Genomic DNA, 15730 nt, shown 5'->3' with positions numbered 1-15730 from the left:
AAACCCGCCTCTATGTACAGTATAGTGGTGGTTCCGGAATACGATATGGGAGAAGATGACAACTCGCGTCCCGTCTTTACTTTCGAAGCCGAGGAGGCTGCCATATCCGGTAAGGAGCCCGAACGCGGACATTTTAAAAAAGAAGATTACGTAACTTTTGTAAAAAACGGGGACAACAGCATCACCTGGGAGGTAAACCCGGGACTGGCCGGGGAATACCTGTTGCGGTTCCGGTATATGAATACCAATGCCGAAGCTATAAAAGTGCGGTTGCAAATAGAATCCTCTGACGGTATTATGCTTCGTGATGATGATATCAGTTTCCCGGTGGCGGGTGTCAAGTGGAAGATACTTAATACCACTACCGGGGGGTACATCAATGCAGGGACCTATAAAATACGGCTGTCCGCCCCCGATCTCAGCCGATTGCGACTGGATAAAATGGAATTCCAATAGGGGAGAGATGAGATTTTAGACTTTAGAGAAGAGAAGAAAAAACTTATCCTGGTATTTGTAAATACGCTCTGTGAACCTCTGGGTGTCTTTGAGTATCTCTGTGCAATAACTGTAACCTGCCCTTCGGCTCGGGAACCTGAAACCTGGAACTTGGAACCTGGAACCTGGAACTTGGAACTTGGAACCTGGAACTTGGAACCTGAAACTTGTAATGTAACCAATACTATGATAAAAACAACCAAAAACCTGTTTTACCTGGCTATAGCTATGATCCTCTTTGGCTGTCATACCGAAGAAGAACCGGCTCGGATCATTCAGGACTTCAATGAAAGCTGGAAATTCCGGCTGGGTGATACCCTCAATGCTTCTGCCGTGGAATACGACGACAGTTCCTGGCGTGTACTCGATCTGCCCCACGACTGGAGCATAGAAGGAAACTTTTCCGAAGACCATCCTGCAGGTACTGCCGGTGGAGCGCTGCCTACGGGAACAGGGTGGTACCGTAAGATCTTTAAAGTACCCGCGGATTGGAAAGACAAGGTGGTGCGGGTGGAATTCGGGGGGATATACCGTAACAGTGAAGTATGGATCAACGGGCATAGCCTGGGGAAGAGGGCTAATGGTTACATCTCTTTCGGGTATGATCTCGGTCCCTATCTGCAGTTTGGCGAAAAGGATAACGTACTGGTGGTAAAAGCCGATAATTCACGGCAACCCAATTCGCGCTGGTACACCGGTTCCGGTATCTATCGCGATGTAAAGCTGGTGGCCACCGGCAAGTTACACGTGGCACCGCAGGGAACATATGTAACCACCCCGGAAATTTCCGGAGATTCGGCCAGAGTGGTCATGGAAGTGGAAATAATCAATAAAAATACAGAAGAAAAAAAACTGAAAGTAGCTTCCGAGATCATGGATGGTTCAGGCCGTAGCGTGGCCTTTACTACCGTGTCCCGTACCGTTGCTCCCGGGCAGGCTGTTACCGTGCAACAGAACATGACCGTGGAAAACCCGCAATTGTGGAGTGTCGAAGCTCCCTACATGTACAAGGTACACACCAGGGTGTATGAGGGTGACGAGAAGACGGACGATTACGAAACCCCGCTCGGGATCCGTTATTTTGATTTTGATGCCGAAAAAGGATTTTCCCTTAATGGCAAACCGATGAAGATACTGGGTGTATGCCTGCATCACGACTCCGGGGCCCTGGGGGCGGCCGTTTACGAAGATGCCCTCCGGCGGAAACTCGGGCTCATGAAGGAAATGGGGGCTAATGCCATCCGTACCGCGCATAACCCGCACTCTTCGGTATTACTGCGCCTGTGTGACGAAATGGGCCTTATCGTACAGGATGAAGCTTTTGATTCCTGGAAAAAGAAAAAGGTAAAAGAAGACTACCATACCGATTGGGATACCTGGCATAAGAGAGACCTGCAGGATTTTATAAAGCGCGACCGGAACCACCCCTCCGTAATGATGTGGAGCATAGGCAATGAGATCCGTGAACAGTTTGACAGTACCGGGATTACCATTACCCGTGAGCTTACTGCTATTGTAAAGGCACTGGACACCACCCGGCCCGTAACAAGCGCACTCACCGAAAACAACCCCGAAAAGAACTTCATTTATCAGTCGGGGGCCCTGGATCTTCTGGGGTTCAATTATAAAATAGATGCCTATGAAGATCTCCCCGACCGTTTTCCGGGAGCCCGCTTTATTGCATCGGAAAATGTCTCGGGCCTTGCCACCAGGGGCTGTTACGACATGCCGTCGGACAGTATCATGCATTGGCCTGAGGCATTCGATGCGCCTTTCGAAGGCCATGCGGATCATACCGTATCGGCTTACGACCAGGTTACGGCCTACTGGGGCGCTACCCATGAAGAAACCTGGAAAGTGGTCAAAAATCTCGATTTTATATCCGGGATATTTATCTGGGCAGGGATCGACTTTCTCGGCGAACCTGTGCCATATCCCGATTATCCCGCTCGGAGTTCCTATTACGGTATAGTAGACCTGGCCGGATTTCCCAAAGATGTGTATTATATGTACCAGAGCGAATGGACGGACAAGCCCGTATTGCACGTTTTTCCGCACTGGAACTGGAAAGAAGGACAGGAGGTGGATGTATGGACCTATTATAACCGTGCCGATGAGGTAGAACTTTTTCTCAACGGCAAATCACTCGGTAAAAAATCCAAAAAGAAAGGAGAGTTCCATGTAATGTGGCGCGTGCCTTATGCTCCGGGTACCCTGAAAGCTGTGTCCAGGAAAGGCGGCGAAGTGGTCCTGGAGAAAGAGGTCCGGACCGCGGGAGAAGCTGCGGCATTGCAGTTACAACCCGATAAGGACTATTTAAGAAAAAATAAAGAATCATTGTGTTTCATAACGGTGAATGTAGTAGATAAGGAAGGGAACTTAGTCCCCGAAACAAAAAATAACGTATATTTCGACGTCAGTGGCGGCGCAAAAATAGCGGGGGTGGACAATGGTTACCAGGCCGATACCACTTCGATGAAAGCCCCGGAAAAGAAAGCGTTTAACGGCAAGTGCCTGGTTATCCTGCAATCTGACGGAAGCGGGGAAAAAGCTGTCCTTAAAGCCCGTTCGGAAGGACTGGAGCCCACAGAAATAGTGTTAAATATAAAATAAATACGGAACTTACAATGCCGGTGGATTCGGTACAACAGTCTGCGGCTGTTACTCAGCCACCTCCGTGGGGAGCTTTGCAACCTTATTCAGGCAAGGCCAACATGTAAACTTGAAACCTGTAACCTGTAACTTGAAACGTAATCTGTAACTTGAAACCTGAAACTAAAATGAAATATATAGTATGTGAGACCCCCGGGAAGTTTGTGCTGGGGGATAAGGACCGGCCGGAGATCAAAGAAGGGCACAGCCTGCTTAAAATACACAAAGTGGGGATCTGTGGTACCGATCTGCATGCCTATGCCGGTAACCAGGCCTTTTTTCAGTACCCGCGGGTACTGGGGCACGAGCTGGCGGCCGGGATTATTGAAACCGGGAAGAACGACAGGGGATTGCAGACAGGCGATAAAGTTATCGTTATGCCTTACATAAGCTGTGGAGACTGTATCGCCTGTCGTAAAGGCAAGACCAATTGCTGTACGGATATCCGGGTACTCGGTGTACATGCCGATGGCGGTATGCAGGAAGAGATCGTGGTCCGTAATGACCTGTTGATCCCCGTAGAAGGATTATCCTATGACGAAATGGCCATAGTGGAGCCCCTGGCCATAGGGGCACATGCCATTCGCCGCGCAGCCCTGGAGGCCAATGAAACCGTTGTGGTCATTGGCTGTGGCCCCATAGGGCTCGGTATCATAAAACTGGCTAAAATAGCCGGCGCCAGGGTTATTGCCATAGATGCCGTACAGACCCGTCTGGAATTTGCACGGAATATAGCCGGTGCCGACCATGTGTTTCATGTCTCCGAAGACCCTGTTGCCGGGATAAGCCATATTACCGACGGCGACCTTGCCACTGCTGTCTTTGATGCCACAGGGAACAAAAGGGCCCTGGAAAGTGGTACGGATTATATGGCACATGGCGGAAGGTATATCCTTGTGGGACTTTCCAAGGAAGACCTGGTATTCAACCACCCGAAGATACACGCTAAAGAAACAACCCTTATGTGCAGCCGGAATGCCACCCTGGAAGATTTTGAGTATGTCATAGCTCACATCAGGGAGTTCCCGGTAGAGGCTTTTGTGACCCACAGGGCACACTATACCGAAATGATAGCGAATTTCGACCAATGGCTCGACCCCCAAAACAATGTCATAAAGGCTATGGTGGATTTTAACTGACGGTTTTCGTTACAGGGTTGCACATCTTTTACAGGGTAAAGGTCGGACGCGGCTTACCGGTTAAAACAAACAAACCCGGTACTTGTTTCCGCTGCGTTTAAACAAGTACCGGGTTTTCCGCATATGGCCAATGCCCCTTGCAAAGAAGCGTATGCTATTAAGCCTGTGACACTCATTGTCTTTCCGGCTCTCTCATCCAGCCTGATCATACTCATTAACGTGAATAATGGATAAAAAAAGGGTTCCCTCTTCATCTCGATAATAAGACTTAAATATCATTCATGTTCATTATACGCATGGCAGCGAACAATATGCGTAAAAACTGTAACCTCCCGGAAACTTTTACAGTCTTACCGAGGTAAAACCGTAAAAAATGATTAAAATAAACCAGATATACAGGGCTGGATTTCTGGCGCTGTTCCTGCTGATGGTATTTTCCTGCAAGCCAGGCAAAGAAGTGTCCTCTCAAAACCAGAAAAAGTTCCGGCAGGAAAATCCGCTGTTCTCATCAAAATTCGAAAACCGGGTAAAGGGGCTTTATAAAGAAAAAGGGCTTTTAGGGGATTTCATCCTTGCTGTGGTTGATGAAAACGGATTAGCCTATTCATTTGCTTTTAACAGGGAGGTTTCAGGCGGCGGAAAATCCCCGCTTCATACCGGTTCGCCCATTTACATTGCTTCCGCTACAAAGGCATTCACAGGTACACTGCTAAAAATACTGGAGAAAAGAAAAATACTCGATTTAAACAGATCACTTAATGATTATCTTCCACAACTAACCTACGATAATCGTGTAGACACGAAAAAAATCAACATCAAAGACCTCTTAAATCATACGCATGGCACATTTAGTACCAGGATGACATGGAAAACGGCATACCTGGGGTATGGTGGTAAAAACGAGGAGTTGATCCACGATTTAAACTCGGACTTCCTTTTTGATCCGTCGGGCAAGTTCCGCTATTCGAATGTAGGTCCGGTTATTGCCGGAATGGTGGTAGAAAGTACCACGGGAAAAACGTGGAAAACCCAAATGAAAGACTGTATTTTCGCCCCCTTGAAAATGGAGAATACAAGTGCGGACGTCAGCGATTTTAACCCGGAAGATATCCGTCCTTCACTTACCATTTCCGGAAAACAGGGAGTTGTAGCGCGTGGATTTTATAAAAAAGACATCACAATGCACGCAGCAGGAGGAATAATCTCAACCGTCAACGACCTTTCCGGGTGGTTAAGTGCAAATATCAGGAAAGACACCGTTTTGCTGGATAAGAAAAACTGGACGGAACTTCATGCGCCGACCACGGCACAGGACAAGGAATATTTTACGTACCACCGCTCAGGATATAGTTTAGGTTGGGATATCGCCGAATATCACGGGGAAAGAATCCTGACACGTTTCGGAGGGTTGGCAGGAATAAGCTTTCATATGTCATTTATACCCGCTAAAAAGATCGGAATTATTGCCTTCTCCAATGACAGCAGGGCGTATTTGCTGCCTCACTTAATGGCCAATTATGCCTATAACCTGGTCCGTTCCATGCCTGCCGACAGTATTTTTAAGAGTGAAAAGCCAAAGTTTGACGAAAGTTTTAAAAAAGAGGATGAAATCTCCTATCCCACCGGTCTACAACTTCTGGTCGGAAGCAGGGGAAATGATGACATTACGGGCACCTATAAAAATTCCGAAGGCTGGCCGGTGATTTCCATTGAGAAAAAAGAGAACCGCTACCTGTTTGAATGGGGGATATTGAACGGAAAAGTTTACAAGAACAAGAAAGGGGATGGTTACTCCACCCACCTTGGGGTCCTGACAAGGGATTTTGAAATCCGGGGGGATACGCTTTTGACAGGGTCATTGGTCTACAAAAAAGTAGCAGAATGAAAACCGTACCCGGAATTAGGGTAAATAAATGTGAGTAAGGGATAGGAAAAAACTCCCATTTTCATCCCCATGGTCCAGATGTCAGGGGAGGAGGTTTTTAAAATGTTTAAAATAACCAGGTTGAGTGCTTGTAATTCAGAAGGCTTAAGCCTTATTCACATTAAATAAAGCGAGGTCACACAGTAGTCAACACTCTACTAAAGCCCCCCGGGTTCCTCAACTGATAACCTTTTTTCCGGACAAACTTCGCTTTTTAACAATATTCCTCAGGAAAAAGAGCAGCGCAAGGATGCATAAGGACAATATAACATAACTCAGGGCCATTCCCGGTTGGTTTTGAATATGCAATACGCTTACCACGGCATAACTTGCCACGGAGGTTACCAGGTAGCTGGCCCCGCTGGTAAGCCCGTTGGTCACCCCTGCATATTCCGGGAATCTTGTCAGGCAATACGTAAAATATACATTGTACAGGAACCCGTTGAAGAGGTGGAGGAGATATACAAACCCTGCAAAGACATAAATATTGGAAACAAATTTACCCGTACCGAACATCAGCAGGGCAATAACAATTTCCATAGCCACCCCGAAAAACAATTTCCGCAGAAAGGGGTATGTGCTCAGGGAGCGCCCCAGTATACCGCCACTCATGATCCCCACCCCGGAAAGCAGGGCGCAGTAGCCCGTGACCACGGGAGAGAAATGGAAGTGGTTTTCTACGAGGAAGGGGGCAGACATGGCAAATACCATAACCATGCCGTATGTAAGACCTAGAATGACCAGCCCTGTAGAAAAGTCCGGGGCTTTAAGCACGGTCTTATAGGTGGAGACCAAACTTTTCCGCTTAAATGCCGTGAACCCGGTAAAGGCTTCGCCTGAGAAAAACCATTCGACAAACAACATCACCAGGGCATAGAAGCCGAGAAAATAAAAACTCGATGTCCACCCGAACCCTTTTTGCAGGTACCCTCCAATAAACGGAGCGGAAATCGGGGCCATGGACCAGATGATGGTCAAAAGGCTGGTGTAATGCTGCAATTTTTTACCCTTGTAGATATCCACCAGGAAAGCCCTTTTTCCCACGACAATAAAAGCCGTGGTAATACCCTGCAATACGCGCATGGCATAGATGAGGTAGATGTTGTGCACAATGGCAATGGCAAAACTGCTGAGCGAAAACAGCAGCAAAGAGGCCAGGACCAGCTTATACCGCCCGAAACTGTCTACCAGGCTTCCGGCTGCCAGCAGCGAAATCCCGTAACTCACCAGGAAACAACTCAGCGTCATCTGTATCCCTTTACTGTCTGTTAACAGCATTTCCTGCATTTCCGGGAAAGAAGGCAGGAAAATATCCGTTGCGAGTCCCGAAAGCGGAATAAGTAAAAATATGGAGATCGTACTGATCCTTTCGTACTTTTTATCGTATACTTTCATAGCAGGTAAATCCGAAGCGTTTTTACAGGACAAAATTATCTGTACTTACCCGATGAAAAAATAAAGAATTCAAATCAAAAGTTAAACAAATCAAATATTATCGGGGACACCTGTTTTGTATTGCTTCGGACTTATCCCCGTATGCTTTTTAAAGAACGAATTGAAGTGTTGCGGGTATTCGAAACCCAGGCTGTTGCCTATTTCAAAGATGCGCCAGTCGCTGTACCGAAGCAGGTTCATGGCTTCCGTAAGGATCCGCTCCCGTATCAATTCGGAAGTGGTTTTTCCTGTTTGTGCCTTTATGCTGTGGTTCAGGTGGTTTACGTGGATATGCAGGAGGTCCGCATAGTCCGCCGGGGTTTTTATTTTTAAGGAAGCTGCGGGCGATTCTATGGGGAACTGGTTGTCCAGAACTTCCATGAACCGTGTTACCAGGTCGCGGTGATGTATCCCCGGAAATTCTTTCTTGTCCGATGTTTTTATTTTTATTCCCGTATAAATAATAAGGTTAAGCAGGTCGCGCAACATACGGTCCTTATAGGCAAAATTACTGCAATATTCATTTCGCATCAGGCTAAAATACTGCTCTAACTGCCGGTACTGGCCATCGGTGAGAAACAAAAAGGGGTAAATGTCGTCCTGGAATAAAGAGAATAGTTTCCGGAAAGCTTTCCGGAGTCCCGGTGTGGCAAAGTATTCGTTGAACAAACAGGTAAAACCATCCTGCCCGTCCCCGGTATTCTGCCAGCCATAGCGGATACTGCGGTCCGAAAAGAACAGGGCGGGCCTGTCGATAATCACTTCCCCTTTTTCCGTATACAGGACCGCATTCCCGCGGGTAAGGACTATTTTATAATAATCCCTCCGGGTAAAACTGAGCGCGGTAAAACAGTTATCCCTTTTGAGTATATTAAAATGTGCCACAGCCCCCGAGGCAGATAACAGGTCGTCCGGTATCTGTTTGAAACTATGGGCGTAATATTCCTCAAGTGTCTCTTTCTCTTCCATATGGCAAAAGTACGAAAATCAAATATTAATAAAGTTGAGGGAAGTGAGTAATTAGGTTATTGAGTTATTTAATCATTCTGTAACTCCCCAACTTATCAAGCCGTTTCTCCCCTGTAGGGTATTCTCTCAAATTACCACATATATTATTTACAAGATATAGTCATTTGTACCTGATATTTTGGTATTTGAAATTTTAATACTAAATTCATTCGATTTTTGAAAATATGATCTTAAATTATCATTTAAATATTTAAAATGGTAATTATGATATGGTCTGTTTACTGACATGGTATTTTCTTTCATGCCGAAAGCCTGTTTTATCACGGGTATGCCATAGGTGTGAAAAACCATACCTTTGATTAACGGTGAATTGGTGGCCGGAACATGAAAGGAAACTAAAATAGCCGTAATTAATGCAGGGTTTCAACCTTTGACCTGACAGCAAAACCAATAATTATGAGATTTTGAAATCCGCGAACCCCCGTAAAATCTCGATGCGTAAATACAAGGTGTTGTTCAACACCTTTTATGATTCCCTCTGTTTGTTTGCCTGCAGATACGTGGACGATATTGAACTTTCCAAAGATATCGTACAGGAAGTATTTATCCGTGTCTGGGACATGGAGGTTGCTTTCCGCGATGAGAGCGCTGCAAAATCTTACCTGTATACTGCGGTAAAAAACAAGTCGCTGGATTACCTTAAAAGTAAAGAATACAGGAGCAAGAACCCCCTCGAAGCCGCTGACCTGAAAAAGCTGGAGTCGGATGCCTTCTTTGCCAGGGAGGTATTGTTAGAAGAATCTTCCAAGATCATCCGGGAAGCCGTAGACAAGCTGCCTTATAAATGCAAAGAGATTATAAACCTTAGCCTGAAAGGGTATAAAAACGATGAAATATCCCAGGCCTTATCCATTTCTATTAATACGGTAAAAGCACAGAAGCGTATAGCTTATAGTAAGCTCAGGGTAATGCTGAAGGGAGCGTTTTCCATATTGTTTTCCTTGTTGTAAGGGGGAAGTTTTGGAGTTCGGAGTTCTGAGTTTTGGAGGAAGTATGTATGGGTTAAGTTAGGGAGCGGATGTTTTTTTGCCATAGATTCCCGGTGACTTCGGTATGACGGCCTGAAGGCCGTCACCCAGCCACCTCCGTTTAGGCTTTTATATCATAACAAGAGCAAACTTTAACAGCCTGTACAAAGATGGCTGAGTGCCCCGGTCTCCGACCGGGGTGTACCGAAGCCCCGGCTTTATACAGCCTAGATACTATCTAAAAAAAGAGGCTATCCTTGCGAATAACCTCTTTACATTCACAGTACGGTAAACGCACCCAGGTGCGGACTGTTGCAGGCCAGGGTTTGGGTCTCATTATTAAAATACGACCAGGCCTGTATTTCCTTGCCCGTATAAATATCGGGCAGGGTGACCGTTGCGGACAGCGCATTACGGGCAGCAAGGGACGGGTAGAGGATAAAATCACTCGTTTCCTCGCAATAGCACACCAGGTTTACTACGTCGGTAGCCAGGGCATTTCCCTGCTGTGAATTGTCTTCCCAGCCCAGGTTAAATATCCCCCCGGCTTCCGGTGTCAGGGCCACATTCTGGAAGCCCGCCAGGTCGCCTTTGGTAACCAGTACCTTGTTGTATACCAGTTGCGGCATATCGTTTACCACTTCCATGGCTTCCCCTATGGTATAGGAGACTGCCAGGTTCACTCTCGATTTTGCTCCTCTTTCAGTACCGAAATACATGCTTTGTATACTTTTGAGAGGTTGCAGGAAAGTTACAGCAAGTTTAAACTTCAACTGTTGTAACACCTGTTTGTCCGTAGGTGGCTTTTTGCTGGGCTTAGGCCGGCTTCGGATAATGTCCTTGCCACGCCAGTTAGCACCGACAACAGTACCTACTTTTCCTGAGAACCCACCCAGGATTCCCTTTACAATTGTTGCCATACTAAAAATATTTATGGTTAATAATCAGTAAGATATAAAGCTTAGGAGCAGGTTGTATGTACGTGTCCGCTTTTGTCCGGTTTTGGCCGCATTTGTCTGTTTTTGTCCGTACAAATACGGCGTTCCTTCGGGTTTTGTCCGGGTCTTGTCCGGGTATTGTTCGGAAAAAAAGATGTTTTTCCGAAGGTAACCCGAAGGTAACCCGAAGACAACCCGGAGAAAGGTAGCTTATATTACCTGTCAGGATATGGGAATTATACCGGAGTAGGATATCGGTGAAGAAAAAGAATAAGAGAAGGAATAAAAGAAGATGTGACCGGAGATTACTTTTTATTCAGCTTTTTTTCGATCATCTCTCTGGAATACAGATATTTTTTACCCAGTTTGCCATAGGGAATTTCCTTGTTTTTTCGCATACGGCGCAGCGTTCGTGCACTTATGTTAAAGGTTTGTATGATATCTGCATTGTCCAGATACTTTTTTTCTAAGGTGGGATGACGGCGTAAATTCCGGATTTCCGTATGAATCTTTTCCATTAAGGAAACAAGACGCCTCAGGTTCATATTTTCAGAGTCCATAACGGTGGATATTGATTAGGTTTATTCTACAATATAAATAAAAATCCTTTTCACAAGCATCTTATTATGAGTATATTAACTTATTCTGTAATAAATTACCTTCATTTTTTATTTTTTTTAACGCAGGATTTTCCTGTTCCGGTGGCTTCGGTACAATGGCCTGAAGGCCCTCACTCAACCGCCTCCGTTTTTGTTTTTTTATGTAACTTATAACAAACTTTTATAGCCTGCACAAAGGCGGCTGAGTGTTCCGGACATAGCCCGGAATGTACCGAAGCCCCGGCCCCGAAATACCAGAGCGCTATGTATTAACCGGCATTCTCCAGGGCTCAATCTTAAAAAAAACAGGACAAAGATTGTGTATATTTGTGTATTAGTAACAACATTTAGTTTAGGCAATAATACATTATAATTGATAGAAAAATGATAATAAGCAATAGCACAATCAACGATATAGACGAAATATTCCGATTATATAAAATTGCTTCGGACTATCAAAAAGCACAAAAAAAGGTAACCGTATGGCCCGACTTTGAACGAGGGCTTATTGAAAGCGAGATCAGTGAAAACCGGCAATGGAAAATAACTATTAATGATGAAGTAGCCTGTATCTGGGCAATTACTTTCAGTGATGAACAGATCTGGGAAAAGAGGAATGAGGATAGTGCCGTTTATATTCATAGAATAGCAACTAACCCCGACTTCCGTGGCAACAACTTTGTTGCGAAAATTGTAGAGTGGGTTAAAGAATACGCAAGATCTACCGGAAAACAATATGTAAGACTGGATACTACGGGAAACAATGTACGGTTGATTGAGCATTATAAAAACTCGGGTTTTGATTTTTTAGGGATGTTTGAACTTGAGGATACGGCAGGGCTGCCAGGACATTATAGCCAGGCACCTGTGTGTTTGTTTGAGATTAATTTGAAAGATTAAAACCGAAAAATAAGCAACGTCCATGGTTCTGTCCCCGGTGGCTTCGGTACACCAGCCTTCGGCTGGTGCTCAGCCACCTCCGTTTTGTTTTTTTATGTAACTTATAACAAACTTTTATAGCCTGCACAAAGGCAGCTGAGTGTTCCGGGAATAGCCCGGAATGTACCGAAGCCCCGGCCCCGAAATACCGGAGTGCTAAGTATTAACCGGCATCCTCCAACGCTCAATCCTAAAAAATGAGGACAGGGATTGTGTATATTTGTGTTTTAGGGGTAATTGCGGTAGTATTGAATGATCTTAACGTAAAACCTCACGCAATAATACAGACTTAAATAATTCCCGTATGAACAAAAGGATAGCAATATTTTGTCTTATCGTATTTGCATTTGGCAATACCGGATGTAATAATAATACGGACTCAAAAATACAAGTAGAGAAAACCGGGTACGAAAAGCCCCCCATTGTCAAAGAAAAATGGCATTGGGACAGCCCCGGGAAACAAAATGAGAGTGCGGGATATACACAAGTTGTAAAAGTTGGTAACACGATCTACATTTCCGGTGTTCCGACAGCCGATTTAAGCCCGGATGGTATAGCCGGAGTATACAAAACCTTGGAAGAGTGTTTGAATGCTTTCGGAGCATCTTCGAAGAATGTAGTGAAAGAAACACTTTACACCACGGATATAGAAACCATGAAAAAATATAATGAGGTAAGAAAAAAATTTTATCAGGGCGACTTCCCGGCAGCCAGTTGGGTACAGGTAAGCAGGTTGTATGAACCCGATGCTAAATTAGAGGTAGATTTAATTGCACAAATCACAGAAGGTGACGAATAAATCGTTTTCCCTGTTTGTAAACCCCTGACGGTATTGCCAATAAAATGAAAAGCGAAGAAATGAACAACAATATAACAGGTGAGAAGATAACCTTTAGCAAAATGGAATTGGAAGAAGCCCGTACGGCAATAACCTCTTTAATCCATAAATGTGAAAAAGCTAAAGATAAAGTGAAAAAGAATTCTTCTCAGGAAACATTATTGAAAAGACGTATTAAAGCATTACAGATTTCAGCCAGTTTGATTGAAGAGAAAATTTCAAAGGGAATTTGATGAAATGAAAGAAAACGGTGGCTTCGGTACAACGACCTGCGGCCGTCACTCAGCCACCTCCGCTTTGGCTGTTTTGATGTAGTTTATTACAAACTTTTACGGTTTAAGTAAAGACGGAGGAGTGTACCAATGGCTTTGATACAATGGACTGAAGGCTACCACTCAGCTATCTCCATTTTGGTTTTACAGCATAGCAAGAGCAAACTTCTACAGCCCAAGCGTAGGCGGCTGAGTGTTCCGGCTCCGCCGGAATGTACCAAAGCCCTGGCTTAGCAGATCACCTCATTGATCTTCTCCCAAAATGCCGAACAAACCCACGTTTTTTCTGCAACATGAGGAAAAATATATTTGTGTGTTGGCAGATAGTATGATTGCTATCCAAAATTTAATAATTAAATATATTAATTCGGGTAGTAGGCTCTATTCTACTGAATAACTTGGAAAATGAGACGAACGATAACCAGAAGTGATAAAAATTTGAGAATTCTGAATAAGTTAATTGTGAACGGATTTTATACCGGTTATATCGGACCAGAAAAGTTTGAACTAATGTGAAATCGTTTTCCAAATAACCATAGACTAATCGGAATTTTGAATAACGCAGGAGAATATGATTTGAAATTTGACTTTAAATCACCGATGAATATTTTAGCGAAGTTTTTACTCGGCCTCGGAATTCTGATTTCAATAATTTCCTTAATTAAAGGAAATTGGATTTTACCGATCTTGCTTGTTGTTTTGGGACTAATAGTGTTTGCGAATTTTAAATTAAAAGAGAAAAAAGAGATAAATCTGTTGACTGATAAACTTTTGGAATTTCACAAAGCAGAATATGAATAAAATAAAAAGAACACACAATGTAGGCTTCCCTAAAACAAAACAGCCCAAAATTCAAACAGGTACTAAACTCCTGATTTTATTTCCTGATCTTAATTTCCGAAAACTCTTTCTCAACAGCAGCAAAAAACTCGGAAACTTTAATATTTAGGGCTTCGTAAATTCGATAAATGATAGAAAGAGAAATTCGATAATTGCGATCCTTTTTACGCAGATTAGTTACTCAAAAAGTGGAATTATAGCTTTCCTTGTCGTGTTAATATCTAATTGATTATGATTTGAGTTTTCGGTACTTAATTGTTGGAGATTAACGCTCTTCAAAAACGCGTTTAAATCCTCTGTTGTTTTAAATATGGAAAAACTGGAATTGGATAAATCACACATTATTCCCAAAAGATAAATCTTTCCGACGCCCCAGGTAGATGCTCCTTTGCTCTGAAAAAAACATTCTAAATACAAATAGTTGTCCTTTTTGAGATGGACTTTGGAATAATCTTTATTGGCAGCATTAGGTTTATCAAACTGTGAATTCGTAAAGTAATCTTTCATAGCGTTAGTACGAATATATAAGTCTTTCCCATCCGAAACAGCGAAAGCATTTTTTACTTTCTTTCCATGGCTATCCGTAATTTTAAAATTATTACTGATTATATTTCGATCTTCCTGTACCGTTATATGTTCTTCGGATGCAGGTACTTTTTTTAAAAAATCCTGAAAGGTATCATAAATTCCGGAAGGGTAAGATGCAGTAGTACTTTGTCCATAAGTATATTGCAAGGTTGAGTATAAAAAAAGGAGTATTATTTTTTGCATCATATTTTTTAGTGAAATTTACAAAATCAATAGTATGAATATATACCTCGGGATAAAAAATCTAGCCCTTCAATTTAGCTTTAAAATTCAAAACCTCCTCATCTCTTAAAGAGTCATATATTTTGGAAAAATCACTAACCTTAAACCCCATAGCCTCTATAATTCTAATCAAAGTAGTAGATTTTGGTGCAGATTTGGCATTAAAAGTATCGGATACTGTAGCTTTTCTGATGCCGCTATTGAGAGCAATTTTGTTATAACTATCTCCAACATCATCGTTTTTTCCCTTAGATAAAGAATTGGTTTTGCTCCTTTCCATAAGAGTATTCAAACTTAATGCTATTCTGATTTTAAGATATTTCTCATCTGTATTTTTCATATATGCAATTAAACATATTGTAAATAAAATAACGGTACGCTTGTCCGTACCGTTATTTTGTCTTATATTTGAATTGATATCTACAAATAGTAGTTATTTGTTTATATTTGCGATTCTTCTAAAAGCAAAAAATATTAGAAGCTATTCGCTTAAAGTCTCTATCTGAAAACTGGCACTTTTCTATACCATGAGACATAAGTGAAATTGGCTCACGACCCGGGCGTGGGCTCACTTATCATGGTAAGGTATGCCAGTACCTCAGATAGATAAGTCGAGTTCCACGCCTATTTTATTTCCGGAAACTCTACTGCATTAAGCAAACAGCATGTTTTACAGAAGTCTTGCATACATGCTCCCCTTTTTACCCTCGTAGTGCTTAAAGCCATAGCATAGCAGAGGACAAAAAGGCATACTGCCGCCGGCTTCGGCGGGCAGGAAGCGCAAAGGCAGTGGTACTGCCTGTACTTATTACCCATATCAAAAACTTTAAAAACACCGAAAATGACGTACAAT

13 protein-coding genes and 1 pseudogene are annotated in these 15730 nt (G+C 43.4%); 8 read left to right on the top strand and 6 right to left on the bottom strand.

What is annotated here, in order from left to right:
• The 4 genes and pseudogenes from ED312_RS23725 to ED312_RS07405 form a co-directional block, all read left to right on the top strand.
• A pseudogene (locus ED312_RS23725) lies at window positions 1-456 on the top strand (malectin domain-containing carbohydrate-binding protein); the annotation flags it as partial.
• 225 nt (window positions 457-681) lie between these two features.
• Complete coding sequence (locus ED312_RS07415) at window positions 682-3108, top strand: glycoside hydrolase family 2 TIM barrel-domain containing protein (protein ID WP_123215379.1); 2427 nt, start codon at window positions 682-684, stop codon at window positions 3106-3108.
• A gap of 167 nt (window positions 3109-3275) precedes the next feature.
• Window positions 3276-4286, top strand: a complete 1011-nt coding sequence (locus ED312_RS07410) for a zinc-binding alcohol dehydrogenase family protein (protein WP_123215376.1) — start codon at window positions 3276-3278, stop codon at window positions 4284-4286.
• 373 nt (window positions 4287-4659) lie between these two features.
• A complete protein-coding gene (locus tag ED312_RS07405) occupies window positions 4660-6171 on the top strand; it encodes a serine hydrolase domain-containing protein (protein ID WP_123215375.1) in 1512 nt (503 codons plus the stop codon).
• A 216-nt stretch (window positions 6172-6387) separates the two neighbouring features.
• Here ED312_RS07405 and ED312_RS07400 read toward each other — a convergent pair whose 3' ends face one another.
• Both ED312_RS07400 and ED312_RS07395 read right to left on the bottom strand, forming a co-directional pair.
• Window positions 6388-7605, bottom strand: coding sequence for an MFS transporter (locus ED312_RS07400; RefSeq protein ID WP_123215374.1), 1218 nt, complete (start codon window positions 7603-7605; stop codon window positions 6388-6390).
• A 90-nt stretch (window positions 7606-7695) separates the two neighbouring features.
• On the bottom strand, window positions 7696-8613 hold the full coding sequence (locus ED312_RS07395) for a helix-turn-helix domain-containing protein (protein WP_123215373.1): 918 nt from the start codon (window positions 8611-8613) through the stop codon (window positions 7696-7698).
• A 494-nt stretch (window positions 8614-9107) separates the two neighbouring features.
• On the opposite strand from ED312_RS07395, the gene ED312_RS07390 reads away from it, so the two are divergent.
• Window positions 9108-9623 (top strand): RNA polymerase sigma-70 factor, encoded by a 516-nt coding sequence (locus ED312_RS07390; protein WP_123215372.1) that lies wholly within the window; start codon window positions 9108-9110, stop codon window positions 9621-9623.
• A 296-nt stretch (window positions 9624-9919) separates the two neighbouring features.
• On the opposite strand, the gene ED312_RS07385 is transcribed toward ED312_RS07390, so the two are convergent.
• Entirely contained in the window at window positions 9920-10561 is a 642-nt protein-coding gene (locus tag ED312_RS07385) for a DUF6266 family protein (protein ID WP_123215371.1), read from the bottom strand.
• A 323-nt stretch (window positions 10562-10884) separates the two neighbouring features.
• A complete protein-coding gene (locus ED312_RS07380; protein ID WP_123215370.1) occupies window positions 10885-11139 on the bottom strand; it encodes a helix-turn-helix domain-containing protein in 255 nt (84 codons plus the stop codon).
• Between the two features lie 423 nt (window positions 11140-11562).
• Here ED312_RS07380 and ED312_RS07375 point away from each other — a divergent pair, with 423 nt between their 5' ends.
• From ED312_RS07375 to ED312_RS07365, 3 genes are all read left to right on the top strand, one after another.
• A complete protein-coding gene (locus ED312_RS07375; protein ID WP_123215369.1) occupies window positions 11563-12078 on the top strand; it encodes a GNAT family N-acetyltransferase in 516 nt (171 codons plus the stop codon).
• A gap of 343 nt (window positions 12079-12421) precedes the next feature.
• Window positions 12422-12916 carry a RidA family protein gene (locus ED312_RS07370; protein WP_123215368.1) on the top strand — a complete coding sequence of 165 codons (495 nt, stop codon included), beginning with the start codon at window positions 12422-12424 and terminating at the stop codon, window positions 12914-12916.
• Between the two features lie 44 nt (window positions 12917-12960).
• Window positions 12961-13188, top strand: a complete 228-nt coding sequence (locus ED312_RS07365; protein WP_206363226.1) for a hypothetical protein — start codon at window positions 12961-12963, stop codon at window positions 13186-13188.
• A 1056-nt stretch (window positions 13189-14244) separates the two neighbouring features.
• On the opposite strand, the gene ED312_RS07355 is transcribed toward ED312_RS07365, so the two are convergent.
• Both ED312_RS07355 and ED312_RS07350 read right to left on the bottom strand, forming a co-directional pair.
• Window positions 14245-14841, bottom strand: a complete 597-nt coding sequence (locus tag ED312_RS07355) for a hypothetical protein (protein ID WP_123215367.1) — start codon at window positions 14839-14841, stop codon at window positions 14245-14247.
• A gap of 58 nt (window positions 14842-14899) precedes the next feature.
• Window positions 14900-15217, bottom strand: a complete 318-nt coding sequence (locus tag ED312_RS07350; RefSeq protein WP_148044237.1) for a hypothetical protein — start codon at window positions 15215-15217, stop codon at window positions 14900-14902.
• Between the last annotated feature and the right edge of the window lie 513 nt (window positions 15218-15730).

Origin of the sequence: Sinomicrobium pectinilyticum (assembly GCF_003725735.1) — a bacterium.
Taxonomy (GTDB): domain Bacteria; phylum Bacteroidota; class Bacteroidia; order Flavobacteriales; family Flavobacteriaceae; genus Sinomicrobium; species Sinomicrobium pectinilyticum.
This window is presented reverse-complemented; position numbering and strand designations above follow the sequence as displayed.